Source organism: Rhizobium sp. FKL33, assembly GCF_005222915.1.
Taxonomy (GTDB): domain Bacteria; phylum Pseudomonadota; class Alphaproteobacteria; order Rhizobiales; family Rhizobiaceae; genus Rhizobium_E.
Map to the genome: position 1 here is coordinate 1 of NZ_STFX01000020.1, position 26,132 is coordinate 26,132.

The window sequence follows — 26,132 nt, forward strand, 5'->3', positions numbered from 1 at the left end:
GCCAATGGTACTTTGTCTTAAGACACGGGAGAGTAGGTCGCCGCCAGGTCTGCAAAATGCAAACATCTCAATCCTCTTCACAGATTGCCTCCGCGGGGTGGAGCAGCCCGGTAGCTCGTCAGGCTCATAACCTGAAGGCCGCAGGTTCAAATCCTGCCCCCGCAACCAAAAAAATCTCAGACATCCCAAAAAGCCCCGTGCAGAAATGCAGCGGGGCTGTTTGCGTTTGAGCAATCCAGTCCCGAACAATCCCTCAGACGATCAACACCATCGATCCCGTGGTCTTGCGGCCTTCGAGCAAGGCATGGGCTTCAGTCGCCTGACGGAGAGGACGGAGGTCGGGGGCGTTGATCCGCACCGCGCCCGTCCTGATGCGGGAAAACAGGTCGGCGCAGCGCTCGAGGAGTTCGGCGCGCTCTTCGATATAGTCGAATAGCACCGGCCGGTTGGCCGAAACTGAGCCGTGGGCGGCGAGATCGGAGAGTTTGAAGCCGTCGATCAGGCCTGACGATTGGCCGAAGCTCACGAACATGCCGCGCTTCTTCAGGCATTGCAGCGAACCGCGCCAGGTGTCGGCGCCGACGCTGTCATAGACGGCCGCGCAGCCCTTGCCCTCAGTGATGTCCCTGACTGCAGCGACGAAATCGTCCTGGCGGTATTTGATGACATGTTCGTAGCCATGGGTTTTGGCGAGCGCCGCCTTTTCCGGGCTGCCCGCCGTGCCGATCGCATGCGCCCCGAGGGCCTTCAGCCATTGTCCGAGGATCAGCCCAACCCCGCCAGCCGCAGCATGGACGAGGATGTGATCCCCTGGCCTCACCGCATAGGACGAGGTGACGAGATATTGCGCCGTCAGCCCCTTGAGGAGCGAGCCGGCGACGGTTTCGTCGCTGAGGCCATCGGGAATTTTCACCAGTTGATCTGCGGCGATCAATCGCTCCTCGCAATAGGCGCCGAAGCGGGAGACATAGGCGACGCGGTCGCCGGGGGCAACGTCATGCACGCCGTCGCCGACCGCCTCGACCACGCCGGCCGCTTCCGCGCCGGGGATCAGCGTCTTTGCGGGCCAGGGATAGAGGCCGCTGCGGTAATAGACGTCAAGGAAATTGACGCCGATCGCGCGGTGGCGGATCCGGACTTCGCCCGGGCCGGGCGCACTGAGCTCGACATCGCTCCACACCATCGCGTCGGGTCCCCCCGGCGCGCTCGCCAGCATCGCTTTCATCGCATTTTCCCCGATTTTTCTTATTTCACGTCGAATTCGGGATCGGCGGGCACCTGCATGGCGATCGCCAGATGGTTGGTCTGCGCCGCCAGCCCGATCACCGCTAGCAGTTCTCCATGCTGGGCGTCGGTCATGCCGCGGGCGCGGGCGGCCGCCGTGTGCGACTGGATGCAATATTGGCAGCTATTGGCGGTGGAGACGGCGATATAGATCATTTCGCGGGTCAGGGGATCGAGCGCGCCTTCGACAGCCATCACCGATTTCAAGCTTTCCCAGACCCGTTTGAGATTGGCGGGATCATTGGCGAGCGCCCGCCAGAAATTGTTGATGAAGTCGTTCTTGCGGGTCGTGCGGATGTCGTCGAACACCGCTTTCACAGCAGGGATCGCCTCGGCGTCGGCGTCGGTCAGAAGTTTGACAGTGGCCATGTGAGATCCTCCTCAGGCGTGCGCCCAGTCCCAATAGAGCGCGCGCGCCTTGCGGGCGAGCGGGCCGAACTCCAGTTTCTTGTCGTCGAAGGCGACGATCGGCACGACCTTGGACATGTTGCCGCTCGAGAAGATCTCGTCGGCCTCGCGGAAATCCTGCACCGTCAGCGTCGTCTCATGCACGGTCACGCCGGCCTCGCGCAGGAGCTTGATGACGCGCTGGCGGGTGATGCCATCGAGGAATGTGCCGTTGGGAACCGGGGTGAACACCTCACCGCCGCGGGCCATGAACACATTGGCGGTGGCGAGTTCGGCGACATTGCCGATCACGTCGGTGACCAGCGCATTGTGAAAGCCCTTGGCTTTGGCTTCGCGCATCATGCGGGCATTGTTGGGATAGAGGCAGGCGGCCTTGGCGTTGACGGGCATGACCTCCAGCGTCGGGCGGCGGAAGCTGGTGGTGGTGATGGTGAAGCCCTTGGGCTCGACCATCGGGATTTCCTCGAGGCAGAGCGCGAAATCGGTGGAGTCGGCCAGCGGCGGCACGGTGCCGGCGCCGCTTTCTTCGGCCCAATACATCGGCCGGATATAGACATCCGTGCCGGGGGCGAATTTTTTCAGGCCCTCGCGGGTCAGTGTCTCGATATCCGAACCGGTGAGCGTGGGGTTGAGGCCAAGCGCGCTTGCGGAGGCGTTGACGCGAGCGCAGTGGCGATCGAGATCGGGGGACACGCCTTCGAACAGGCGGGCGCCGTCAAACACCAGCGAGCCGAGCCAGGTGGCGTGCGAGGCGGCGCCGAGAATGCGGACATCGCCTTCATGCCAGGCGCCCTTGTAATAGGTCCAGGTGGTTTTCGTGCTCATGGCTGTTTCCTCGTTTGGTCTTCTTGCGCGGATGGCCTCAATGGACCGCCGCATACATGATCTTTTCTTCGGTCGCTTCGGTCGGTGAGAATTCCTCGACGATGCGGCCCTGGCGGCAGACCAGGATACGGTCCGACAGGTTCAGGATTTCCGGAAGGTAGGAGGAAATCACCACGACGGCCAGTCCTTCATCCGCCAAGCGATTGATGATCTGGTGGATCTCGGCGATGGCGCCGACATCGACGCCGCGGGTCGGTTCGTCGAAAATGACGATCTCCGGCTTCTGCACCAGCCCCTTGCCGATCACCACCTTCTGCTGATTGCCGCCGGAGAGTTCGACGACGCGGGCATTGTCGTTGATGGCGCGGACATTCAGCGTCTGCGACCAGTCCTTGGACAGCGCCTGCATCTCGGCATAGCTGATGATCTTGCTCTTCTCGCGGTCGGCTGCGAGCAGGCCGCCGAACATGTTTTCGGCGATCGACATGGTCTCGAAGAAGCCTTCGGATTTGCGGTCCTCGGTGACATAGACGATGCCGTCCTTCACCGCCTGGCGCGGCACGACATAGCGGACTGGCCTGTCGTTGAGTTCGATCGAGCCGCCGCGCAGAAAGTCGCGCTTGTAGATGCCGGAGACGATCTTGAAGGTTTCGGTGCGGCCCGAGCCGATCAGGCCGAAGACGCCGGTGATCTGGCCCTCAAAGATCGAGAAGGAATTGTTGCGCACCGCGGCGCCCATGGAGATGTCCTGGACAGACAGGACCTTCTTGCCGGCCTTGCGGATCTTGCTCTCGTCGCGCTGGCGATAGAGTTCGGCCGACAGCGTGCGGCCGACCATGGCGGCGATGATCTTGTCGCGGTCGAAGTACCTGGTTTCGCCCGAGGCCACGAGTTCGCCGTCGCGCAGGATGGTGATGCGGTCCGACAGCATCAGCGCCTCTTCCAGCGCATGGCTGATGAAGACGATCGAGACGCCGCGCGCCTTGAGCCGCCGGATGAGCGCGAAGAAATGGCGCTTTTCTTCCGGCGTCAGCGTCGCGGTCGGCTCGTCGAAGATGATGACTTCGGCATTGTGATGGACGGCGCGGGCGATCTCGACCATCTGCTTCTTGGCGGCGCCGAGCGTCTCGACCATGGCCGTGGGATCGACGGAGAAATTCAGCGACTGCAGGAATTGCTGGGCGGAGATATAGATGCCGCGCAGGCGGTTCAGGAATTTCTCCGAGCCGAGATAGAGGTTCTGCGCCACTGTCATCGAGCCCACCAGCGAAGTCTCCTGAAACACCATGGCGATGCCGGCTTCGAGCGCGTCATTGGGCGTGGTGTAGATGGTCTCTACGCCCTTGTGGAACAGTTTGCCGGATGAGGGCTCGACGACGCCGGCGATCATCTTGGTCAGCGTCGACTTACCGGCGCCGTTTTCGCCGAGCAAAGCATGGATCTCGCCGCGCTTGAGCTCGAAGGTGACATTCTTCACCGCCGGCACGCCGCGATAGAGTTTGGAAATGTTTTCGAGCCGGATGATCGTATCCAAAATTGTTTCTCCGCTCACAATGCCAGAGCGAGGATTTCATCCCCGCCGGCCGAGGCCGCATGGATCCTGCCATTCAGCGACAAAGCGGCGACGATGCCGTGGCGCTTGCCGTCGGCGCGGCTGTGATAGCTGGCGATGGGCTGGAAGTGCTGGTCCAGCCGGGCGACGAGACCGTAGGAGCGGCTTGGCGACCAGGGTTTGTGGATGCCCATGGTCTTGATGCCCCCGCATTGCAGCGGCTCGAGGAAGGAACGGCCGGAGGCGAGCGACGGCGCGATCCAGAATTCCGGCGCGATCTCCTCCATCATCGCCTGGCGATACTGGTCTTCCTGCAGCACGAATTCGATGAGGCGGTTGACCGGCGCGAAGATCGACAGAAGCGCGCCGCCCTCGATGCGGGAGAGACGGCCGGGATAGCCGGGGATGTTCGACATCAGCGCCTTGGTCGCGCCGCTGGCGCTGATACGGATCACGCGGCGGGTCCAGGCTTCGGAGACGACAATATCGGCGCCGTCTTCCAGAACGCCCGAGGGCCAGCCGAGGCCATCGATAAGCTTCGTGCTCTCGCCATTGGGCTTGACGCGCCAGACGGAGCCCGTTGCGCCCTTTTCCATCAGGTCGCGGCGCCAGTCCGAAGGGCGATGGCGGGCGGAGCCGTTGGCGACCAGCAATTCGCCGCTGGCGGTGAAGCTCAGCGCGGCGACGCAGCGGATGTCTTTGGCGGCGGCGATCTCGTTGCCGTCGAGGAGTATCGCGCCGGTTTCGAGCGCGACGGCGATCGAGCCCGAGGACGAGACAGCGAGCGCGCTGATCGGGCCCTGATAGGCGGCGAAGACCCGGGTTTCCCCATTGGGGGAGACGGCGTGAAGGGCATTGCCGGCGGCGGCCAGCAGCTGGCCGTCATGGATGGCGAGATCGACGGGCGCGGCGATGGTCGCGACGCTGTCGGCCTCATCAAGCCGGCGATTGGGGCGGAAGGCGCCGTCGAGCGGCGGCACGGTCACGGCCTTGCCGCGGAAGAGATCAAGGAGGGGATCGAAGATGGTCATGCCCGTTCTCCCCAATAGGATGTCGGACCGGTCCAGGCTTCATCGGCGCCGTCGAGCTTGTAGCGGCCGATACGGTTGTTGAGAATGCCGCCGATATAGAGCCAGCCTTTGTGCTCGCGCATGGAGGTGACCATCGGGTGGGAGTCGCCGGTCAGGTCGCCGAGCGCGCCGATGATCTTGCCGGCATCATCGAATTTCACCACGCCGCCGGTGTTGATATTGGGAAACAGCCAGTCATCCTGCGGCAGGCGGCGCGTCATGCGCTTGCGGAAGCCGGGATTGCGCAGCGATAGGTCGAAGGTCGGCGTGCGCATGCCGAGCCAGGCCATCCAATAGGAGCCATCGGAGGCGCGGTTGATATTGTCGGGGTAGCCCGGCATGTCCTTGATGACGCATTCCGCCGTGCCGGCTTTGGGGCCTTCCAGCCAATAGCGATGCACGCGGCAGGCCCAGCTTTCGGCGAAGAACAGGCTCTTGCCGTCATGGGCCATGCAGACGCCGTTCATATAGTGATAGCCGTCGAGCAGCGTCTTGGTTTCGCCGGTCTTGGGGTCGTAGACCAGCAGGCGACCGGTAGCGCGGTTCTCGATGGAATCGAGCGCCCAGTCATGCGCGTCGAAACGCTTGGTGGAATCGGTAAAATAGATGCGGCCGTCGGGGGCGATGTCGAGATCGTTGGGATCACGCAGGCGGGCGTCGTCCTGGACCGAGGTCCAGGAGCGGCGCGTCTCGGCCGACAGCCGCGTGACTTCGCGATCCGGCGAGATGGAATAGAGCCCCATGGCGCCGACGCAGCTGAGCAGATTGCCCTCCCGGTCGAAAGCGAGGCCGAGCGGGAAGCCGCCGACATGGGCGAAGACTTCGGAGCGGGTGTAATCGGGGGCGAAGAAGCGGACGATTTCGCCATGGCGGGTGCCGCAATAGAGATGGTCGTCGCGGTCGAGAATGACGTCTTCGGGGCCTTCGAGTTCGCCCAGCCCGATATAGTCGGTGCGGGAAATGGCGTTATTCAGAGCATAGGGCGTGCCGGAATCGGGTTCCGCCGACTGCGCCTCGCCCATTTTCAGATAGATGGGGGCGACGTAGACTTCGTTCAGCACCTTGTGCCGGTTCTTGAGCCAACGGATGTCGATGGTGACGGCGACGGCCAGCATGAGGCCGATGACCATCTGGTTCGTGCCGGTGCCGTAGCCCAAGCGGATCAGGCCGTTGTTCATGACGAGTACGATGATCGCGCCCATCAGCCCCTTGGCGACCGAGCCGCGACCGCCGCCCAGCGAATTGCCGCCGACCACGGCCGCCGTCAGCGCCAGGATTTCCATGTTGAGCCCGGTGCCGGGGCCGGCGCCGGACAGACGGCAGGCGATGAGAAAGCCGGCGATCGAGGCGCAGAAGCCGGAAAAGACATAGGTCATGAAGACGGTGCGCTTGACCTTGATGCCGGCATTATGGGCCGAGCGTCTGGAGCCGCCGACGGCCAGCACATGCCAGCCGGGTCGCGACCGGGTCAGCGCGATATGGGTGATGACGGCAAGCACGATGGCGGTGATCACCGGGATCGACAGGCCGGCGAATGTGCCGTCGCCGATGAAATCCCAGGCGTCGGAGGAGGCCATCGAGGTCTGGATCGCCGCGCCGTAATTGACGACGAGAATGTCGAAGATGGTGCGGCCGATGATGAAGGTGACAAGCGTGGTGAGAAAGGCGCGGAGGCGAAGAAAGCCGATGAGATAACCGTTGATCGCGCCGCAGACGAGGCCAGTGGCGATGGCCGCGGCCAGCGCCATCCAGACCGGCGCCTCGAAGATGAAGAAGGTTCCGACCGCGGCGAAGGTGGCGAGCGCGAAGATCGAGCCCACGGAGAGATCGATGCCGCCGCCGAGCAGGACAACGGTAAGGCCGGTGACGACGATCGAGAATTCGCCGAGCTGCCGGGTGGATTCCTGCAGCGACAGCGGCTTGAAGAAGCCGGGAATGGCCGAGCCGAAGCCGGCGACGACGGCGATCAGCGCGATGAAGGGAATGGCGTTGTCGGTCCAGCGCTTGGACAGGATCTCGCCGATCAGATGATCGGGAATGAGATTGTAGCGCCAGGACTGCAGGCGTTCGCGAAAAGTCATCAATCAACCCGGAACTTTGGTGAAAACGGGCGGGGCGGCGCAAAGACGAAGCGCGTCCGCATCGTTCGATGGGCGCGCCGCAAAGCGCGCCCTGAGATTATTGCGAGAGCGGGACGTCCGCCTCGCTGCCTGTTACTGCCCGGCTTCGGCCTGAAGCGCCTTGAGATCCCAGCAGCTGTCCGGGCGCAGGTTTTCCTTCGTCGTCGCCTTCATCAGCGTGTAGATGAAGGGCGAAGCCGTGCCCGGCGCCTGGCCGCTCTGCAGCAGATATTTGATGATCGCCACCATATTGTGGGTTTCCTGGGCGAGCTCGGTCATGACCACGGCGCCATAGGTGCCATCGGCGATCTTGTCGCAATCGGCGGTCTTTTCACCGCCGCCCGTCGTCACCAGGAAGACCTTGTCCTGCAGCTTGGCTTCGCGGATGGCAGCGGCTGCGCCGGTGGCGTCACCGTCCCAGAAGTCGATGATGCCGCAGATATCGGGATTCTGCTGCAGCATGGTGGCGGTCACATTGCGCGAAGTGGTGGCGTCCCAGTTGGAGTCAGGCTTGGCGACGACCTTGAAGTCCGGATTCTTTTCCAGCACTTCCATGATGCCGGCATACTGGTAGAGGCTGGTGGCGTTGACCTGATCGCCCTGAACGAGGCCGATCTTCTTCGACGAATTCGGGCCGCAGCCCTTGATCACCGCTTCGGCTTCGAGGCGGCCGAGCTGGGTCCAGTCGCCGCCGACATAGGCGTCGGCCTTGAAGTTGGCGGGGTTGTCGACGAGGATCACATAGATGCCCGCTGCCTGCGCCTTCTTCATCAGCTTGGAATAGGAGTTGAGGTCGGGCGACATGACGATCAGCACGTCGGGCTTGGTTTCCGACGAAATCGCCTCGGTGATCGCCTGGGCGCCGGCTTCGACGCTCCAGTTGGGATCGCGGGTTTCGAACACGCCGCCGAAGGCGTCGACTTCGCGCTTGAGTATGGCGGCCCAGCCCTGGGCGAGATCGAAGCCCATGGCCATGGGCACGAGCATGACCCGCTTGCCCTTCATCGCTTCGGCATAGATGGCGGGCGACGGATCATCCGCAGCCTTGACCGGAGCGGTCGAAATGGCGAACGCGATCGCGGCGCCGGCGAGAAGTATCGATAGAAATTTCCTCATGTCTTGTCCCTCTTTTGACGACAGTGTTGTTCCCCACACACGAAAGTCAGATATCCCCTTGCTGCGCTGTCTGTTCGTCACGCGGATTGAGCAGGCCGTCCATGACGATGGCGGCAAGCAGGATCGAAGATTTGATCAGGTTCTGATAGATCAGCGGAATGTCGATGATGGTCATGGCGTTGAGCAGCACGCCGGTCAGCGCCGCGCCGATCAGCACGTTGCGCACGCCGCCCTTGCCACCCGACAGGCCGATGCCGCCGATCACCGCCACCAGAACAATGTCGTAAAGCAGCGTCGAATTGACGACGCGGGTATTCATCGAATGCAGGCTGGCGGCGGTCAGAATGCCGGCCATGAAGGAAAACACCGCCGAAATGACATAGCGCAGCATCAGCATGGGGCGGACCGGCATGCCGGCATTGCGCGCCGCCACCGGATTGTCGCCGGCGTAATAGACGTAGCGGCCCCATTTGGTGAAGCGCAGGAAGAGGAAGGTGATGAGCGCGAGCGCGCCGAAGATGAACACTTCCACCGGCGCGCCGAAGATCTGGAACGAGCCGAGCCCGATGATCCAATGATCGACCGGCGCGCTGATCGCATCGGCTGAAATGACCTGCGACCTGACATAGCCGAAAACGAAGGAGGCCGAGGCAAGCGTGACGAACAGCGGCGGCACGTCGGCATAGGCGACGAGAAAGCCGTTGATCAGGCCGAGCCCGATAACGCCGGCTAGCGTGATGGCGAGGGCTGCGCCGTCGCTCATGCCATCGCTCAGCATTTGCAGATAGGCCGCCACCGACATGGCCATGATGGCGACGGCGGAAAGATCGATGCCGCGGCCGATGATGACCACGGCCATGCCGAGCGAGAGGATGCCGAGCACCGAGACCGACCGGATGATGGTGACAATGTTGTCGGGCGTGAAAAAGCCCGGCAGCATGGCGGACGCCGTCGCGAAAATCAGAATGGCGATCAGGAGAACGATCCGTTCCTGATTGAGCATGGTCCAGTCAAATCGCTTGGCGGCGTTCATGTGTCGGCCTGGTCCTCTCAGTGAGGTTTCACTCTGCACAGCCCGAAAGTTAGGGGCGGGGCAATCGATACGTCCAATGAATTCTGATCCCCCCGATCCATGCGAAACGGGAATGGATTCTCTCAAACAGAATAGAGCGCGCCTCGGCGGAAAGGCTGGCGCTCTTCCTTCTCCTCCTCCCGGGCGATATGGGCGGCGAGCGCGTCGATGAAGCGTTGCGCGAAGGCGGGCGGCGGCAATTGCGTGTTCCACATCGCGGAGATGTCGAAGCGCACCGGCTCGCCCTTCAGCATGATCGGCCGACGCATCAGCGACGCCGAACTGATGCGCGCCGAGGACGGCACGATGGCGACGCCATTGCCGCCTTCGGCGAGCGAAAACAGCGTATGCGGCGAATAGCTCTCGACGATAATCTCTGGACGCGCGCCATAGACACGCATGACCGCATCGAACACTTCGCGGGAAGCGTGTTTGCGATTGAGCATCAGCAGCGGCTTGTCGAACAGGTCCGACGCTTCGATGGGCTGGCCCGGACGATCAAAAAAGCCGGGGGCGGCGACGGCGAGATAGCCGAGGCTGCCGATGCGGCGTAGGCCGAAGGTCTCGACCGGCTGGGCGGGCGCGGCGCTGACGGTGCAATGGACCTGTCCGCCCTTGAGCTTTTCGATCAATTCCGCGCCGCCGGCATCCTCGATGCGCAGGTCGACGCCGGGGTTCTGGTCGCGCCAGCCGCGCAGGAAATCGGGGAAATAGCGCTCGATCAGCTGCGAGCAGGCGCCGAGGCGGAGCACGCCCGTATCGCCCTGAGAGAGACCGTCGGCCTGCAGCCGCAACTCACGCTCGGCGGCGAGCAAAGCCTGGGCCTTGGCCATCAGCAACTCGCCTTCGCCTGTCAGCCGGATATTGCGGCCGGATTTTTCAAACAGCTTGACGCCGAGATGCGCCTCAAGACCGGTGATCTGCCGAGACAGCGCCGATTGCGTCATGTTGAGCCGGTGCGCCGCCGCCGTCATGTTCATCAGCTCGGCGGTGGTCACGAAACTCGAATAGACCCTGATATCCATGGTCGCTCCATCAGGCTGTCATGCCCTAAAAAGAAGCTAAGGCGCAAAATGAGGCAATGTCAACATTTCTTCATGCTTGACGGAAATTTTTGGATATGTAGTGATCTCTACATTCGTTAACGCGTGTGTTCGGGATGGAACAGACAATTAGAGACATGCTGCTCAAGGCGGCGCCGGGGCTGACGCCGGCCGAGGGGCGGATCACACAGGCGCTTCTGGCGGAATATCCGTCGGCGGGTCTCGGCTCGGCCTCGGCGCTCGCCCGCCGCGCCGGCGTGTCGGACCCGACCGTGCTCCGCCTCGTCGGCAAGCTCGGCTTTCAGGGATTCGGCGATTTTCAGGCCCGGCTTCTGGCCGAGGTCGAGGCGCGGCTGCATTCGCCGCTGATGATGATGGAGGCCAAGAAGCCGGTCGGGGCAGGGGCTTCGGCCTCGGCGCAGTATCTCGCCTCGGTGGCGGCGTCGGTAGACAAGCTCGCAGCCTCGGGCCAGGAAGCGCTGATCGAGCGGGCCGCGCGGCTGATCATCTCCGCCAAAGGCTGCGTCTATCTGCTCGGCGGCCGGTTTTCCCGGCATCTGGCCGGCATGCTCTCCGGCTATCTCGCGCAGTTTCGCGACGGCGTGGTCGATCTCGGCGAAGTCGGCTCCCGCGCGGTCGATCAGCTTGTCGATATGTCGAAGGCCGATGTGCTGATCCTGTTCGACTACCGGCGCTACCAGAACGACACGATGCGCTATGGCGAACAGGCGGCGGAGCGCGGCGCGCATCTCATCCTGTTCACCGATCCCTGGATGTCGCCGCTTGCGACGCGGGCCGAGGTGACGCTGACCTGTCCCGTCGAGGCGCAATCGCCCTTCGACACGATGGCGCCGGCGCTCGCTCAGATCGAGGCGCTGACGGCGCATCTTCTCGGCGCGGCCCGACCGGAGGCGCGCACCCGTATCGAGGCCCTGGAGGCGATCCGCGCCCAGAACGCCGTGACCATGGATGCAGAGCCCGCCTTGCGCGGCGGGCCCGGACCCAAACCCAGCAAGGATTTTTGAGATGATCGACAGCATACGCCGCGACGAGCCGTTCAGGAAAGGCCAGACCGCGCTGCTTCTGGTGGATATGCAGCGCATCTGGTTGGAGCCGGGGCTCGATCCGCATCACCCCGAGCGCGGGCCGGATCATCACTTCTATAAAAGCGTGCGTGAGCAGGCGATCCCCAATTGCGAGCGGCTGCTCGAAGCGGCGCGATCTCATGGTGTCGAACCCCTGCACACGATCATCCAGTCGCTGACCCGCGATGGCCGCGACCGCTCGCTTGATCACAAGCTGACGCCGATCCATGTGTCGCCGGACCTGCCGGAAGGCCTGCCGCCAGCCAATCTCGCGCCTGAGGGCGACGAGATCCTCATCCCCAAGACCTCGTCGGGCGTGTTCAACTCCACCAATATCGATTATCTCCTGCGCAATCTCGGCATCCGCTATCTGATCGTCGCCGGCGTGCTGACCGATCAATGCGTCGACATGACCGTGCGCGACGCCGCCGATCGCGGTTTTCTGGTGACCTGCGTCACCGACGCCTGCGCCACGATCACCCCGGAGCGGCAGGCCAATGCGCTCGCCGCTTTCGGCGGCTATTGCCATCTGGCCGACACCGAAACCGTGGTCGCCAAGATCAAGGCGATGGAGGGCTGGACATGAACGCCAAGCTTCCGTCTCTCGCCGTCATCGCCACCACCGATATTTCGGGCGTCACAAGAGGGCGGCCGGTGCGGCTCGACCGGCTGGAAGATTATGCCGCCGCCGGCGTGGGCTGGGTGCCGGCCAATATCTCGCTGACCGCCTTCAACGCCATCGCCGATCCCAATCCCTGGGGCTCCCAGGGCGATCTTCGGCTGCTGCCCGATCTCGGCGCGGTGTTCACCACATCGGGCACGGGGGCTGCGACGCCGTTTGCGCTGGCATTGGGCGATATCGTCGAACTCGACGGCCGGCCGTGGAGCTGCTGCTCGCGCACGATCCTCAAACAGGCGATCGCCGATCTCGAAGCCGAGACGGGGCTGAGGCTGCTCGCGACTTTCGAACTCGAATTCCAGATTTTCGGCGCCGATCTGCCTGAGGCGCATGCTTTTTCGGTAGGGGCGCTCAGGCGCGCTGATCCCTTCGCCTCGGAAGTGCTGGCGGCGCTGGAAGAGGCGGGCGTGGAGCCGGAAATGTTTCTCGCCGAATATGGCGACGACCAGTTCGAAATCACGCTTGCGCCCGCCGATGCGCTGGCGGCGGCTGACCGGGCGGTGGCGGTGCGCGAGATCATCCGCGAAGTGGCCCGCAACAAGGGCTGGCGCGCCAGTTTCTCGCCCAAGACCAGCCTGGAGGGCGTGGGCAATGGCGTGCATATCCATTTCTCGCTGCGCGACGGGCAGGACCAGCCGGCGGGCTATGATCCGGCGCAGCCGGGCTGCCTCTCGGCTGCGGCGGGCGCCTTCTGCGCCGGCATTCTCGTGCATCTGCCGGCGCTGACGGCGATCACGGCGCCGACCATTCCCTCCTATTACCGCCTGCAGCCGCATTACTGGAGCGCGGCCTGGACCTGGCTCGGGGAGCGCGACCGCGAGGCCTCGCTGCGCATCTGCCCGATCGCCGGCCTTGGCGGCAAGGACCCGGCCCGCCAGCACAATATCGAATATCGCGCCGCCGATTCGACCGCCAATCCCTATCTCTCGCTGGCGGGTCTCATCCGCGCTGGGCTCGAAGGTTTGAGGCGCAGGTTGCCGTCGCCGCCGATCTTCTCCGGGGATCCGGCGCTGCTGACCGAAGACGAACGGGGCGAGCTCGGGCTCAGGCGGCTGCCGGAAACGCTGGAACAGGCGCTCGCCGCGTTTGAGACCGACGACAGGGTCTGCGGCTGGTTCGATCCCGTCTTCATCGAGACCTATCTCGGCGTGCGCCGGCAGGAGATGAAGATACTGGCGAGCAGCGAGGCCGACGAGATCTGCGCCCGTTACCGGAACCTGTTCTGATGCCGGCGGACACGACTGCGGACTGGCCGGAGGCGGTGGAGATCCTCAATCCGCATGGGCGCTCGCCCTGCGTGCTGACCTGCGAACACGCCTCCCGCCACATCCCCTCCGAATATAGGGGGCTCGGTTTGCCCGAGGCCGAAATTGCGCGGCATATCGGTTGGGACATCGGGGCGGCGGAGGTGACGCGGCGGCTGAGCGCTCTTCTCGACGCCCCGGCCTTTCTCAGCGGTTATTCGCGGCTGCTGATCGACCTCAACCGGCCGCTCGACGCGGACAGCAGCATTCCGCTCCGCTCGGAGACCACCGACATTCCCGGCAATCGCGATCTCGACGCCGCGGAGCGGAAGAGGCGCACGGAGTTGATGTTCCACCCGTTCCACGCCGCCCTCGCCGCCCATTTCGATGACCGGGCGCGGCAGGAGCGCTCGACCACAATCCTCGCCATCCACTCCTTCACCCCGGTTTTCAAGGGCGTCCCGAGGCCCTGGCACGCCGGCGTGCTGTTCTCCCATTCGCGCGACTGGGGCGAGGCGCTGGTGAGGCAACTCGGCCGCGACGGGCTGACCGTGGCGGCGAACGAACCCTATGTGATCGCCCGCGACGAGGACTACACCATTCCCATCCACGGCGAAGACCGCGGCCTGCCGGCGCTGCTGATCGAAATTCGTCAGGATCTGATTGCGGATGAGGCGGGCGTGCGGGAATGGGCGGCGAGGCTGGCCCGGGCGGTCGCGATCTGACCTTTCCACGACAACATCCAGTCAGCATAAGCTGCGCAAATCTATTGATCGGGCGCTCCGGCAAGGCGCTTTCGGGCGTCAACCTGCCGAGCGCGCCAGGGAGAACCGCGCGCGTAAACCGCCCTCCGGCCTGTTCGCTAGCGTGATCTCGCCGCCGAGTTTGCGGGCGAGGCCGCGGGCGATGGCGAGGCCGAGGCCGAAGCCGCCGGTTGAGGGGTTGCGGGAGCCTTCAAGCCGGCGAAAGGGCTGGAAAACCGCTTCGAGTTGGTCTTCTGCAATGCCCGGGCCGTCGTCGTCGATCAGGATGGAGACGGCGTCGTCCTCGACGGAGAGGGACAGGATCACGGCGCCGCCATATTTGACGCCGTTTTCGATGAGGTTGCGCAGGCAGCGCCTCAACGCTTCCGGCTCGACGCGGCAGAGGATACGGCCTTCCGGCGGTTCCGCCATCTCGACCTCGGGATAATCGTCGGCGAGCGTCTCGACGAAAGCGGCGAGATCGATGGTTTCGAAATCGCCGTCGATGTTCTGGGCGCGGGAGAAATCCAGCACCGAGGCGGCGATGCGGTCGACGGCGGCGATGTCGCGGGCCAGCGCGTCGCGCAGATCGGATTTGCGCATGGTCTCCAGCCTCAGCCGCATGCGGGTGAGCGGCGTGCGCAGATCATGGGCGAGCGCGGCGGCCAGATGTTCGCGATCCTCGACATAGACGACAAGCTGGCGCTGCATGGCGTTGATGGCGCGGGCGGCGGCGCGGTAATCGGCGGCCCCGGTCTCGGGCAGCGGCGGGCTGCGCAGGTCGCGTCCCAGCCGGTTGACCGCCTGTTCGAGCAGGATATAGGGCGAGGCGAGCCGCCAGACCGCCCAGAGGGAGATGGCGATCACCACCAGCGCGGCGATGATGTAGGTCGGCAGGCTGTTGGGCGACAGGATCGGCGGCAGCGGCGTGACCGGCGAAACGAAATTCACCCATTGGCCGTCGCGAAACTGCAGCGATACGGCATAGCGCTCGGTGGTCTGGAAATCGGAGGCCAGCGACGCAAGGTCGCTTTCGACTTCGCCGAGCTCTTCCTTGCCGGCGGTTTTTTGCGGCTGCGGAGGCGGAACTGGATGATCGGGCCTGTCGAGCCGCACCCGCGCATCGGCGACTCCATAGCGCCCGAGGCGGCTCACCAGGATGTCTTCGAGCTCGGCCAGCGTGTCGTTGGAGGCGATGGGCGAGGGCACGAGCGCGCTCGTCGACATGTTGACCACGAAGGAGGCGGTGTCGAGGCTGGCGGCTAGTTTGCGGCGTTCGCTCTCGGGCGCGGCGGCCAGCAGCTTCACCAGCCAGGTGGCGCGTTCGTTGACGCGGTAGAGTTCGGCCGTCTCGTTGGATTCGGCGCGGTCGGAGGCGAGAATGCGCAGGAAGGCGATCTGCAGCGAGGCGAGCCCGGCCACGAGAATGATCAGCAGCCAGGCATGCAAGGCCTTGGGCAGATAGCGCTTCATTCGGGAACCGCTTCGGCGGCGAACTGGTAGCCGCCGCTCCGCACCGTCTGGATGAAGCGTGGCGTGCGCGGATTGTCGCCCAGCTTGCGCCTCAGGCGGCTAACCAGAATATCGATGCTGCGGTCGAAGCTCTGCTCGATGTCGGAGCCGGCGAGATCCATCAGCTGCTCGCGCGACAGCACCCGCTGGTTGCTGCCGACGAAGGCGAGGAGAAGATTGTACTCCGCCGCGGTCAGCTCGACGCGGACGCCGTCGGGATCGGTCAGGCGGCGGCGCTCGACATCCATCGACCAGCCGTCGAAGCTGTAGCGCAGCGGTTGGGCGGGCCGGCGCGGGGCCGAAAGCCTGCCGTTTTCCTGCCGCCGCAGCACCGCCTTCACCCGGGCCAGCAATTCGCGCGGATCGAACGGCTTGGCGAGATAATCGTCGGCGCCGACTTCGAGCCCTACGATGCGGTCGGCGGTGTCGGCCATGGCGGTGAGCATGATGATCGGAATCTTGGTGGTCAGCCGCAATTCCTGGCACAGTTCGACGCCGCTGCGGCCGGGCAGCATGACGTCGAGAATGATGAGGTCGACGAGGGTCTTGCGCAGCGCGGCCTGCATCTCGTCGCCGTCGCGGGCGGTGACGACGGTGAGATTTCGTTTCCGGAAGAAATCGGAGAGGAGCGCGCTGATTTCCTCGTCGTCATCGACAATGAGAAGGGTGGGATTGTTTTTCATGGCGTGAGCCTCAACGGCGGAATATGGCGGATTTACGCGCGCTCGGGCCGGGCGCGCAAGGCGCGACGGGGGAAATTCCGCGCCGCTACAAAGCGGAAACAATCGCGACACAGCCGGGACATCGCCCGCATACAGAACTCCGTCATACCTGTCCTTGCGAACTGCTTCACGCCACGGACAACAGGAGGACAGAATGCAATTCACGCATATCGCATCTCTTCTCCTCATCGTCCCGCTCATCACGAGCGCGGCGGCGGCGGCTCAGCCCCCTGGCCGCGAGCAAAGCATTCGCCTTGAGCGTTGCGAGAGCCTGCACAGTCAGTATCTCGCCGCTCTCGCCAGTCGCCAAGCCCAAGATCGAACCGGCATGGCTGAAACGATGGGCGCCAAGGCCTCCACACTCTGCGCCGCCCACAAGGAGGCGCAAGGCGCGAGGGCCTATGTCAAGGCGCTCTCCTATCTCGGCGTTCGGCATGTCGATGTCCGATGATCCTCCCCGTCAACCGAAGAACCTGAAAGGCACCACCATGAACAAGAACCTGCTCACCGCTCTCGGCCTCACCGCTGCTCTCGCTTTCGGCGCCCCGCTCGCCGCCACCTCGGCCATGGCCGCCACATCCGCCAAGCCCGCCGTGACCGCGCCCGTCGCCAAAAAGGCCGTTCCGATGAAGAAAGTGGCCTGCAAGGCGACCGCCGGCAAGAAGTGCGTCACACATAAGGTCGCGCACAAGATCACCCACAAGACCGGCGCCAAGACGGCGGCCGTCAAGACAACCTCGACCAAGAAGATCGAGCCGAAGAAGTCCTGATCGGGCTTTGAGACTCTCTGTCAGCCGCCATCCCGGTGCGATCGGGGTGGCGGCTCTTGCGCGTCGATGCGCCGGCGCGCTACCAAGGCCTCCCAGCATTTGGAGGCGTCATGAAGGTCAGGGCATTCGTCGTCGCGGTTCTCGCATCCGCTGCTTTCATGGGCGCGGCCCATGCGGAGTGGACGGCGCAGGAGGATGTCAAATCCTACTCCGTCTCCGGCCGCACCGGCCCCGAACTCTACGCTTCGATCGGAGAGAAGGGACCCGAGCTCGGTGGCGGGCGGGTGATCGCCCATACAGCCTTCAAGCTCACCTGGCGGCGCGACTATCAGCGGCGCGGAAACGACTGCGTGTTGGCCTCCGCCAAGCCGAACCTCGTCATCACCTACACTTTGCCAAAGGCGCGGGAACAACTTTCCGCGCCCGTCGCCGAGAACTGGGCGCGGTTTCGCGCCGGCGTGGAGGCGCATGAGCGGGTGCATGGCCAGATCATCAAGGAGATGGTCGATGAGATCATCGCCATGTCCGTCGGGCTGGTCGAGAAGGATGATCCCGGCTGCAAGAAGATCCGCGCCACCCTGACCGATCGGCTGCGGGACATTTCAGGTCGCGAGCGCGCCCGGCAGCGCGATTATGATCGCGCAGAATTTGGCGACGGCGGCGCTGTTCATCAGCTTATTTTGATGTTGGTCAATGGCGGCTGAGCAAAAGGCGCTATTTTTACGCACATGACGATCTGCAGCAATGATCATCATCTTGGCATTGATATTCCGTAACTTGTATCTACATACTATCGTAGATTCGTAACAAATGGAGGTTCTCATGTCCGTTGATCGCACCGTTCTTCTCTTCGCAGGCTTCATGGTGCTGGCGTCTCTGGCGCTCACGCAACTCGTGCATCCCAATTTTATCTGGCTCACCGCCTTTGTCGGCGCGAACCTGATGCAATCGGCCTTCACCGGCTTCTGCCCGGCAGCGTTGGCGTTTCGCAAGCTGGGCGTCCGCTCCGGCCCCGCTTTCTGAGGCGGCGCGATGATTCGGAGATCCGGACTTCGGAGCCTGGCGGCCTTGTTTCTGCTGGCGTCGCCACTTGCGGCGACTGCGGGCGATCACATCCTCACAGCTGAGACGATCGTGGAGATGAAGGCCGTCTATGGCCAGGTTCAGGCGCGCAACAGCGTGCTGGCGCGCGCGCGGATCGGCGGCACGCTGTCTTCGCTTGAGGTCACCGAAGGCGACGTGGTCAAGGCGGGCCAGGTCATCGCCCGGATCCGCGACGACAAGATCGATTTCCAGATCAAGGCCGTCGACGCGCAACTTCTCGGCCTCCAGGCTTCGCTCGACAATGCGCGGTCCGAACTCGACCGCGCCGAGAAACTGATCAAGAGCGGGGCGACCACCGCCCAGCGTCTCGACCAGTTTCGCACCCAGGTGGATATCGTCGTCAACCAGATCGGGGCGGCCCAGGCGCAGCGTTCGGTGCTGGTCGAGCAGCAGCGCGAAGGCGCGGTGCTGGCGCCGACATCCGGCACGGTTTTGACCGTGCCCGTCACCCGCGACGCCGTGGTTATGGCCGGCGAAAGCGTCGCCACCATCGCTGGCGGCGGCTTCTTCCTCCGGCTCGCCATTCCCGAGCGGCATGCGCAGTTTCTCAAGCAGGGCGCGGATATCCGCATCGAAGCCGGCGGCAAGGCGCTTAGCGGCAAACTCGCCAAGATCTATCCGGAAATCTCGGGCGGACGCGTGACGGCCGATGTCGAGGTCGATGGACTTGAGACCGAGTTTGTCGGTGTCCGCGTGCTGGTGGAGCTGCCTGTGGGCGAGCGTAAGGCGCTGTTTGCGCCGTCTTCGGCGCTGACCATCCGGGCCGGCATCGATTTCGCCGCGGTCAAGGAAGGCGATGCGGTTGTCGAGCGGGCGGTGGCGCGCGGCGCGACCGTCATGCGCAACGGCGTGGCCGTGACTGAAATTCTGACCGGCCTCGTTGAGGGCGATATCGTGGTGACGCCGTGAGCGCGAACAAGATCGATCCTTCCCTGTCCGCATCCGAAGACGTTGACCGCCCGCAGGGACGACTGGGCATTGCCGGGCATTTGACGGCGGCCTTCATCAAATCGCCGCTGACGCCGCTGTTCCTGATCGCCGCCTTCGCCTTCGGGCTGGTGGCGCTTCTGACCCTGCCGCGCGAAGAGGAGCCGCAGATCTCCGTGCCGATGGTCGACATCATCGTCAACGCGCCGGGGCTCAAGGCCGACGATGCCGAAAAGCTGATCACCGAACCGTTGGAGACGATCGTCAAGAGCATCAACGGCGTCGAGCATATCTACGGCCAGTCGATGGACAATCAGGTGATGGTCACGGCGCGCTTCCTGACCGGCACCTCGTCTGATATCGCCGTGCTGCGCGTGCGGGACAAGGTCCAGGCCAATCGCGACCGCATTCCGGTCGGCATCGCCGAGCCCGCCATTGTCGGCCGGGGAATCGACGATGTGGCGATCGTGACGCTGACGCTGTCGCCCAAGCCGGAGGCGCAAGGGCGGATCAGCGCCAGTGACCTCACCCGCATCATCCGGGAGGTCCGGACCGATGTCGCCAAGGTCGAGAATGTCGGCCTGACCTATCTGGTCGGCGAGGTCGACGAGATCATCCGCATTTCGCCGCAGCCGGAAAAGCTCGCGCTTTACGGCGTCACGCTCCAGCAGCTGGCCGCCAAGGTGCAAGGCGCCAACAGCGCCGCGCCGGCGGGCCAGATCCGCGACGGCGGCCGCCAGATCGATGTGATGGCGGGAGAAACCCTGTCGACTCCTGCCGAGATCGGCAATCTGTTGATCACCGCCCGCGACGGACGGCCCGTCTATGTCCGCGATGTCGCGACGATCGAAGTCGCGCCTGAGGATACCGAGGCGCTGGTGTCGACGCTCAACAAGGGTAAGGACGGCGTCGAGCGCGCGCCTGCGGCGACGCTGGCCGTCGCCAAGCGTCCCGGCGCCAATGCCGTGGTGGTGGCTGAAGCGGTGCTCGCGCGGGTCGAGGCGCTCAAGGGCAGGTTGATCCCGTCCGATATCCGGGTCGAGGTGACGCGCGATTATGGCGAGACGGCCAATGAGAAGGCGAACGAACTGCTCTATCATCTTGGGCTCGCCACTCTGTCGATCATCGCGCTGGTCTGGCTGGCGATCGGGCGGCGCGAGGCCTTCGTGGTGGCGATCGTCATCCCCGTCACCATTCTACTGACGCTGTTCGCCTCGCGGCTGATGGGCTACACGCTCAACCGCGTGTCGCTGTTCGCGCTGATCTTTTCCATCGGTATTCTCGTCGACGACGCCATCGTGGTGATCGAGAACATCGCTCGCCACTGGGGCATGGGCGACGGCCGCAGCCGGCGCCGGAGCGCGATCGAGGCGGTGGCGGAAGTCGGCAATCCCACCATCGTCGCCACGCTCACAGTGGTGGCGGCGCTTTTGCCGATGCTGTTCGTGTCGGGCATGATGGGCCCCTATATGAGCCCGATCCCCGCCAATGCCTCGGCGGCGATGATTTTTTCTTTCTTCGTGGCCGTGATGGTGACGCCCTGGCTGATGCTGAAGGCAGCGGGCAAGGCGCCGGTCGCCCATGACGATCACGCAGCCGCCGGCGGGCGGCTCGGCGCAGCCTATGCCGCGGTGGCCCGGCCCATTCTGGCCTCAAAAGCGCGGAGCTGGGTTTTCCTGCTTTTCGTCGGCGCGCTGACGCTGGCGTCGCTCAGCCTGTTCTACACCAAACATGTGACGGTGAAACTGCTGCCTTTCGACAACAAGTCGGAACTGTCGGTGGTGCTGGACTTGCCGGAGGGCTCGTCGGTGGAGGCGACGGATCGGGTGGCGCAGGCGGTGGCGCACATCGCGCTGGACATGCCGGAAGTGGTGTCGGCCCAGACGCATGCGGGCGCGGCGTCGCCGTTCAACTTCAACGGTCTCGTGAGGCATTCCTATCTGCGCTCGGCGTCTTATCAGGGCGATGTCGCGGTCAACCTCACGCCCAAGGGAGAGAGGTCAAGAAGCAGCCATGAGATCGCGCTCGATCTGCGCAAACGCATTGCCGCCATCCCCACGCCTGATGGCACGAGCCTGAAAGTGGTCGAGCCGCCGCCGGGGCCGCCCGTCATGGCGACGCTGCTCGCCGAGATCTACGGCCCCGACACTGAGACGAGGCGCAAAACTGCGGCCAAGGTGGAGGCGGCGTTCCGCTCGGTGCCGTTCATCGTCGATGTCGACAACTCCTATGGCCAGGCCGCGCCGCGCAAGCGGCTGACGGTTTCCACCGACGACGCCGAATTCTACGGTGTTGAGGAGAGCGACGTGTTCGACACGATTTCGATCCTCTCGCAGGGCAAGACGATCGGCTATTCGCATCGCGGCGAGGGGCGACAGCCGATCCCGATCCGGCTCGAGCGGGAAAAGGCCGACAAGGTGCTCGACGAGCGCTTCCTGGTGACGCCAATGCCGGCCAATGTGCTGCCCGGCGGGCGCGGCGTGGTCGAACTCGGCGATGTGGTGCGGGTGAGCGAGGAAAAGACCTCGCCGATGAACTATCGGCATAACGGGGTCAGCAACGACATGGTCACGGCGGATCTAGCCGGCGATTTCGAGGCGCCGCTTTACGGCATGCTTGCGGTGCAGGAGGCGATCGATAAGCAGGACTGGACCGGCCTTGAAAAGCCGGTGATTGCGCTGCATGGCCAGCCGACTGACGAGAGCAAGCCGACTTTGCTATGGGACGGCGAATGGGAGGTGACCTGGGTAACCTTCCGCGACATGGGCGCAGCCTTCATGATCGCGCTGCTCGGCATCTATATTCTGGTGGTGGCGCAGTTCGGCTCGTTCAAGCTGCCGCTGGTGATCCTGACGCCGGTGCCGCTGACCTTCATCGGCATTCTCGGCGGGCACTGGTTGTTCGATGCGCCGTTTTCGGCGACGTCGATGATCGGCTTCATTGCACTGGCCGGCATCATCGTGCGCAATTCGATCCTGCTGGTGGATTTCATCCGCCATGCCGATCACGCGGGCCGGACACTATCCGAGGTGCTGATCGAGGCGGGCGCGATCCGTTTCAAGCCGATCCTGCTGACGGCGCTTGCGGCCATCATTGGCGCGGCGGTGATCCTGACCGATCCGATCTTCCAAGGACTGGCGATTTCGCTGCTGTTCGGGTTGATTTCCTCGACGCTGCTGACAGTGCTGGTGATCCCGGCGATCTACCGGGTGCTGCGGAGCTGAACGCGACGCATGTTCGACAATGGGGCCGGAAGGACGATCCTTCCGGGCCTCTTTCGTTACGGCTTGACTTCGAGATCGCGAACCAGCCGGTCTATATAGGCGTCGAAAATTGCGACGATGTCGGTTTGAGCCGGCGCGCGCAGCCAGAGGATCTGCAGCCCGTCCATCATGCCGATCACCTCGGCGGCGATGTCTTCCGGAAAGACGTCGTCACGAACCTCGCCGGCTTCGACGCCGCGGCGGATGCCGGCCGCCAGCCGTTCGCGCACCTCGGCCAGGCGTTTTGAAAACCAGCCGACGGCGGGATGGTCCTCGATCAGGCTTTCGGCGTTGAGGATCGAAAAAACGCGGACGACGCCGGGGATCTCGGTGTTGGCGCGGTTGATGCGGCAGAGGCCTTTCAATGCATCCCGCCAGTTGCCGTCCATGTTGCCGACCAGCGCCAGCGAATTGATGTCGCGGCGTTCGAGAATGGCGAGCAGCAGGTCGACCTTGGTGGGGAAATGATGCAGCAAGCCGGGCAAGGTCAGGTTGACCTCTTCGGCGACCGAGGCGATCGAGGCGCTGGAATAACCGCCCCGCGCGAAGATCCGCATGCCGGCGTCGAGAATCTCTTCGCGCCGATGCTCGCCCTTGGGCGAACGCCGCCGCCGCGGCCCGTCCGTGGACTTGATCATCCCTCAATTCTCCCTGATTTCCCCGCTTCACTTTTTGCCGGTTTGGAGAGCTTTCGCAAGCCCCTGAAGGGCGCTTGACAGGCATTGTAAAAAACCTAGTAGTTGATCGGAATAAGCGTGTTGAAATGGGAGGATGACATGGCCGTGGGGATGGATATCGAGGCGCTGGTTGATGCGATGACGCTGGAGGAACAGGTGAGCCTGTTGTCCGGCGCCGACTTCTGGACCACGGTTCCAGTGGAGCGGCTTGGAATTCCCAAGATCAAAGTGTCGGACGGACCCAACGGCGCGCGCGGCGCGGGCTCACTGGTGGGCGGCGTCAAGGCCGCCTGCTTCCCTGCCGCCATCTCGCTGGGCGCGACCTGGAACGTGGCGTTGGCCCAACGCATGGGGGCGGCGCTGGCGGGACAGACCAAGAGCAAGGGCGCGAGCGTACTCTTGGCGCCGACGGTGAACATCCACCGCTCCGGCCTGAACGGCCGCAATTTCGAATGCTATTCGGAAGACACGGCGCTGACCTCGGCGCTGGCCGTGGCCTATATTAATGGGCTGCAGAACAACGGCGTCGCAGCCACCATCAAGCATTTTGCGGCCAACGAATCCGAAATCGAGCGGCAGACCATGTCGTCCGACGTCGACGAGCGGACGCTGCGGGAAATCTACCTGCCGCCTTTCGAGGCAGCGGTGAAACAGGCCGGCGTCAAGGCGGTGATGTCATCCTATAACCGCCTCAATGGAACCTATACGTCCGAACATGGCTGGCTGCTGACCCAGGTTCTGCGCCAGGAATGGGGTTTCGACGGCATCGTGATGTCGGACTGGTTCGGCTCGCATTCGACCGCCGAGACCATCAATGCCGGCCTCGATCTCGAAATGCCCGGACCGACGCGCGATCGCGGCGACAAACTCGTTCAGGCGGTGCGGGACGGCGCCGTGAAGCCCGAAACGGTGCGCCAATCGGCGCTTCGCATGCTGCGGTTGATGCAATGGGCGGGCGCCCTCGACGCGGCGCCGGATCTCAGCGAAAGCGAACTCGACCTGCCCGAAGACCGGGCGCTGATCCGCGAGATCGGCGCGGAAGGGGCGGTGCTGCTCAAAAATGATGGCGTGCTGCCCCTCGCCAAGACGTCCGTGGACCGCATCGCACTGATCGGCCCCAATGCCGGGGAAGCGCGGGTGATGGGCGGCGGCTCCGCGCAGATCAACGCGCTGCATAAGGTCAGCCCCGCAGACGGCATCCGTGCAGCGCTCGCCAACGCCAATTCGATCGAAGAGGAAAAGGGCGCTGACAACAACCGGCTTGTCCGCCTGTTCGATGAGGATGTGGCGGTCGACTATTTCCACGGCGCCGACTGCGACGGTCCGGTCGTGGCGCATGAAGCCGCGGCCAAGAGCGAATTCTTCTGGTTTGAACTGCCGTCGGCGGATCTCGATCCGCGCGATTTCTCAGTGCGGATGGCGCTGAGTTTCACCGCTCAGGAAGATGGCGAGCATTTGTTCGGCATGACCAATGCCGGCCTCGCCCGTCTTTATGTCGACGATGCGCTGGTGGTGGACGGCTGGAGCGACTGGCGGCGCGGCGAAAACTATTTCGGCACGGCCAATGACGAGGTCCGCCGGCCGCTGACGCTTGAGGCGGGCAGGACCTATCGCATCCGGGTCTACTATTCATCGCGTCAGCCGGATGTGGAGGGCATTACGATTCAGGCGCTGCGCTTTGGGGTGCAGAAGTCGCTCGGCGCCGAGGCGATCGAGCGGGCTGTGGCCAAAGCGAAGGATGTGGATGTCGCCGTCCTCTTCGTCGGCCGCGAGGCGCAATGGGATACGGAAGGGCAGGATCTGCCCGACATGCGGCTGCCGGGCCATCAGGACGAGCTGATCGCGGCAGTGGCGGCCGTCAATCCCAACACCGTTGTGGTGCTGCAGACCGGCGGCCCGGTGGAGATGCCCTGGCTCAACGACGTCCGCGCCGTGCTGCAGATGTGGTATCCCGGTCAGGAACTCGGCCATGCCGTCGCCGACGTGCTGTTCGGCGATCAGGAGCCGTCGGGCAGGCTGCCGCAGACATTCCCGAAGGCGCTTGAGGACATGCCTGTCTTCACCGGCGATCCCACGACCTATCCCGGAGTGGATGGGCATGTGCGCTATGACGAGGGGATCTTTGTCGGCTACCGGCATTTCGATACGCGGAATGTTGAGCCCCTGTTCCCCTTCGGCTTCGGGCTCGGCTACACGACATTTGCGTGGGCGGACGCCAAGGTGTCGTCCGATGTCATCGGCGCGGCGGGTGTTTCGGTGACGGTGCGGGTGGAAAACACCGGCGCGCGTCAGGGCTCGGAGGTGGTGCAGCTCTATGTGCGGCCGCGCGCGGCCAAGGTGGAGCGGCCCGACAAGGAGCTCCGGACCTTCGCCAAGGTCAAGCTTGCCGCAGGCGAAAGCGCCGAGGTGACGCTGCCGATCGGGCTTCGCGATCTCGCCTATTGGGATGTCGAGGCCAAGGCGTTCCGGGCGGATGCGGGCGAGTATGAGCTGGTGGTTGCGGCGAATGCGCGGGACGAGCGGTTTGCGCTGGTGGTGACGCTCAAGGAGGATTGGGTGGAGGGTGGCTGATCGCGGTTCGAGATCGCGGCTAGAGACAACTGTCCTGCCCGGCGCTCAGATGTGCCGCGTAATTAATCCCGATCAATCCGAAGGATAAAATTGCGCCATGCCCCGCCCAGACAAACCGCGCCTCGGTGCGCAGCTCAGGACTGAAAAGCAGGATGATGAGCGAGATCGTGCTGATCGAAATCAGTCCGATAAAAGCCAACATCAGCGGAGGCAGATAAAATAGGAGTATCTGCCAACAGCTGAAGAGCCGATAAGATTCTGCGCTCATGAAGGCGATCAGGGCGAGTACGCCCCAAAAGCCGATATGGGCAAGGAGAAGATTGCGATTGATCCGCGACATTGGAC

The 26,132-nt window shown here is 64.0% G+C and carries 24 protein-coding genes and 1 tRNA gene; 12 read left to right on the forward strand and 13 right to left on the reverse strand.

Annotated features, from left to right (window positions below):
• Nucleotides 1–91: 91 nt before the first annotated feature.
• Nucleotides 92–168, forward strand: a tRNA-Met gene (locus E8Q41_RS12445).
• A gap of 85 nt (nt 169–253) precedes the next feature.
• Here E8Q41_RS12445 and E8Q41_RS12450 read toward each other — a convergent pair.
• The 9 genes from E8Q41_RS12450 to E8Q41_RS12490 all read right to left on the reverse strand — a co-directional run bounded on the left by E8Q41_RS12450 (nt 254) and on the right by E8Q41_RS12490 (nt 10,472).
• Nucleotides 254–1,225, reverse strand: a complete 972-nt coding sequence (locus E8Q41_RS12450; protein ID WP_137155877.1) for a quinone oxidoreductase — start codon at nt 1,223–1,225, stop codon at nt 254–256.
• A 20-nt stretch (nt 1,226–1,245) separates the two neighbouring features.
• Nucleotides 1,246–1,653: a carboxymuconolactone decarboxylase family protein gene (locus tag E8Q41_RS12455; RefSeq protein WP_137155878.1), complete on the reverse strand. Its 408-nt coding sequence runs from the start codon at nt 1,651–1,653 to the stop codon at nt 1,246–1,248.
• A gap of 12 nt (nt 1,654–1,665) precedes the next feature.
• Complete coding sequence (locus E8Q41_RS12460) at nt 1,666–2,517, reverse strand: branched-chain amino acid aminotransferase (RefSeq protein ID WP_137155879.1); 852 nt, start codon at nt 2,515–2,517, stop codon at nt 1,666–1,668.
• A 37-nt stretch (nt 2,518–2,554) separates the two neighbouring features.
• The gene (locus E8Q41_RS12465; protein ID WP_137155880.1) at nt 2,555–4,051 is read right to left on the reverse strand and encodes a sugar ABC transporter ATP-binding protein; all 1,497 of its coding nucleotides are present in this window, start codon (nt 4,049–4,051) and stop codon (nt 2,555–2,557) included.
• 14 nt (nt 4,052–4,065) lie between these two features.
• Nucleotides 4,066–5,100 carry a hypothetical protein gene (locus E8Q41_RS12470; protein WP_137155881.1) on the reverse strand — a complete coding sequence of 345 codons (1,035 nt, stop codon included), beginning with the start codon at nt 5,098–5,100 and terminating at the stop codon, nt 4,066–4,068.
• The gene (locus E8Q41_RS12475) at nt 5,097–7,220 is read right to left on the reverse strand and encodes an SMP-30/gluconolactonase/LRE family protein (protein ID WP_137155882.1); all 2,124 of its coding nucleotides are present in this window, start codon (nt 7,218–7,220) and stop codon (nt 5,097–5,099) included. Before E8Q41_RS12475 ends, E8Q41_RS12470 begins: the two co-directional genes overlap by 4 nt.
• A gap of 132 nt (nt 7,221–7,352) precedes the next feature.
• Entirely contained in the window at nt 7,353–8,375 is a 1,023-nt protein-coding gene (locus E8Q41_RS12480) for a sugar ABC transporter substrate-binding protein (RefSeq protein ID WP_137155883.1), read from the reverse strand.
• A 46-nt stretch (nt 8,376–8,421) separates the two neighbouring features.
• Nucleotides 8,422–9,408 (reverse strand): ABC transporter permease, encoded by a 987-nt coding sequence (locus E8Q41_RS12485; protein WP_137155884.1) that lies wholly within the window; start codon nt 9,406–9,408, stop codon nt 8,422–8,424.
• A 122-nt stretch (nt 9,409–9,530) separates the two neighbouring features.
• Nucleotides 9,531–10,472: a LysR family transcriptional regulator gene (locus tag E8Q41_RS12490; protein WP_137155885.1), complete on the reverse strand. Its 942-nt coding sequence runs from the start codon at nt 10,470–10,472 to the stop codon at nt 9,531–9,533.
• A 134-nt stretch (nt 10,473–10,606) separates the two neighbouring features.
• Between E8Q41_RS12490 and E8Q41_RS12495 the strand changes: the two genes are divergently transcribed.
• Genes E8Q41_RS12495 through E8Q41_RS12510 form a run of 4 tightly spaced genes read left to right on the forward strand, consistent with a single transcriptional unit; the run spans nt 10,607 to nt 14,223 of the window.
• Nucleotides 10,607–11,515 (forward strand): MurR/RpiR family transcriptional regulator, encoded by a 909-nt coding sequence (locus E8Q41_RS12495; protein WP_137155886.1) that lies wholly within the window; start codon nt 10,607–10,609, stop codon nt 11,513–11,515.
• A gap of 1 nt (nt 11,516) precedes the next feature.
• Nucleotides 11,517–12,161 (forward strand): isochorismatase family cysteine hydrolase, encoded by a 645-nt coding sequence (locus E8Q41_RS12500; RefSeq protein ID WP_137155887.1) that lies wholly within the window; start codon nt 11,517–11,519, stop codon nt 12,159–12,161.
• Nucleotides 12,158–13,480, forward strand: coding sequence for a glutamine synthetase family protein (locus E8Q41_RS12505; protein ID WP_137155888.1), 1,323 nt, complete (start codon nt 12,158–12,160; stop codon nt 13,478–13,480). Before E8Q41_RS12500 ends, E8Q41_RS12505 begins: the two co-directional genes overlap by 4 nt.
• Nucleotides 13,480–14,223 (forward strand): N-formylglutamate amidohydrolase, encoded by a 744-nt coding sequence (locus tag E8Q41_RS12510; RefSeq protein WP_137155889.1) that lies wholly within the window; start codon nt 13,480–13,482, stop codon nt 14,221–14,223. The genes E8Q41_RS12505 and E8Q41_RS12510 overlap by 1 nt, the downstream gene beginning before the upstream one ends.
• A 78-nt stretch (nt 14,224–14,301) precedes the next feature.
• On the opposite strand, the gene E8Q41_RS12515 is transcribed toward E8Q41_RS12510, so the two are convergent.
• Both E8Q41_RS12515 and E8Q41_RS12520 read right to left on the reverse strand, forming a co-directional pair.
• Complete coding sequence (locus tag E8Q41_RS12515) at nt 14,302–15,714, reverse strand: ATP-binding protein (protein WP_137155890.1); 1,413 nt, start codon at nt 15,712–15,714, stop codon at nt 14,302–14,304.
• Complete coding sequence (locus tag E8Q41_RS12520) at nt 15,711–16,436, reverse strand: response regulator transcription factor (protein WP_137155891.1); 726 nt, start codon at nt 16,434–16,436, stop codon at nt 15,711–15,713. The genes E8Q41_RS12515 and E8Q41_RS12520 overlap by 4 nt, the downstream gene beginning before the upstream one ends.
• Before the next feature lie 193 nt (nt 16,437–16,629).
• On the opposite strand from E8Q41_RS12520, the gene E8Q41_RS12525 reads away from it, so the two are divergent.
• The 6 genes from E8Q41_RS12525 (at nt 16,630) to E8Q41_RS12550 (ending at nt 22,500) form a co-directional block, all read left to right on the forward strand.
• Nucleotides 16,630–16,926 carry a hypothetical protein gene (locus tag E8Q41_RS12525; protein WP_137155892.1) on the forward strand — a complete coding sequence of 99 codons (297 nt, stop codon included), beginning with the start codon at nt 16,630–16,632 and terminating at the stop codon, nt 16,924–16,926.
• The gene (locus E8Q41_RS12530) at nt 16,910–17,245 is read left to right on the forward strand and encodes a hypothetical protein (protein WP_137155893.1); all 336 of its coding nucleotides are present in this window, start codon (nt 16,910–16,912) and stop codon (nt 17,243–17,245) included. Before E8Q41_RS12525 ends, E8Q41_RS12530 begins: the two co-directional genes overlap by 17 nt.
• 110 nt (nt 17,246–17,355) lie before the next feature.
• The gene (locus tag E8Q41_RS12535; RefSeq protein WP_137155894.1) at nt 17,356–17,949 is read left to right on the forward strand and encodes a DUF922 domain-containing protein; all 594 of its coding nucleotides are present in this window, start codon (nt 17,356–17,358) and stop codon (nt 17,947–17,949) included.
• 118 nt (nt 17,950–18,067) lie between these two features.
• Nucleotides 18,068–18,268 (forward strand): DUF2892 domain-containing protein, encoded by a 201-nt coding sequence (locus tag E8Q41_RS12540; protein WP_137155895.1) that lies wholly within the window; start codon nt 18,068–18,070, stop codon nt 18,266–18,268.
• Nucleotides 18,269–18,277: 9 nt separating this feature from the next.
• Nucleotides 18,278–19,258: an efflux RND transporter periplasmic adaptor subunit gene (locus E8Q41_RS12545; RefSeq protein WP_137155896.1), complete on the forward strand. Its 981-nt coding sequence runs from the start codon at nt 18,278–18,280 to the stop codon at nt 19,256–19,258.
• 23 nt (nt 19,259–19,281) lie between these two features.
• Nucleotides 19,282–22,500 (forward strand): efflux RND transporter permease subunit, encoded by a 3,219-nt coding sequence (locus E8Q41_RS12550; protein ID WP_205910388.1) that lies wholly within the window; start codon nt 19,282–19,284, stop codon nt 22,498–22,500.
• A 56-nt stretch (nt 22,501–22,556) separates the two neighbouring features.
• Here the strand turns inward: E8Q41_RS12550 and E8Q41_RS12555 are convergent, their stop codons facing one another.
• A complete protein-coding gene (locus E8Q41_RS12555) occupies nt 22,557–23,177 on the reverse strand; it encodes a TetR/AcrR family transcriptional regulator (RefSeq protein WP_137155897.1) in 621 nt (206 codons plus the stop codon).
• A 138-nt stretch (nt 23,178–23,315) separates the two neighbouring features.
• Between E8Q41_RS12555 and E8Q41_RS12560 the strand changes: the two genes are divergently transcribed.
• A complete protein-coding gene (locus E8Q41_RS12560) occupies nt 23,316–25,787 on the forward strand; it encodes a glycoside hydrolase family 3 C-terminal domain-containing protein (RefSeq protein WP_246660175.1) in 2,472 nt (823 codons plus the stop codon).
• A gap of 19 nt (nt 25,788–25,806) precedes the next feature.
• Here E8Q41_RS12560 and E8Q41_RS12565 read toward each other — a convergent pair whose 3' ends face one another.
• Nucleotides 25,807–26,127, reverse strand: coding sequence for a hypothetical protein (locus tag E8Q41_RS12565; protein ID WP_137155898.1), 321 nt, complete (start codon nt 26,125–26,127; stop codon nt 25,807–25,809).
• Nucleotides 26,128–26,132: the final 5 nt, after the last annotated feature.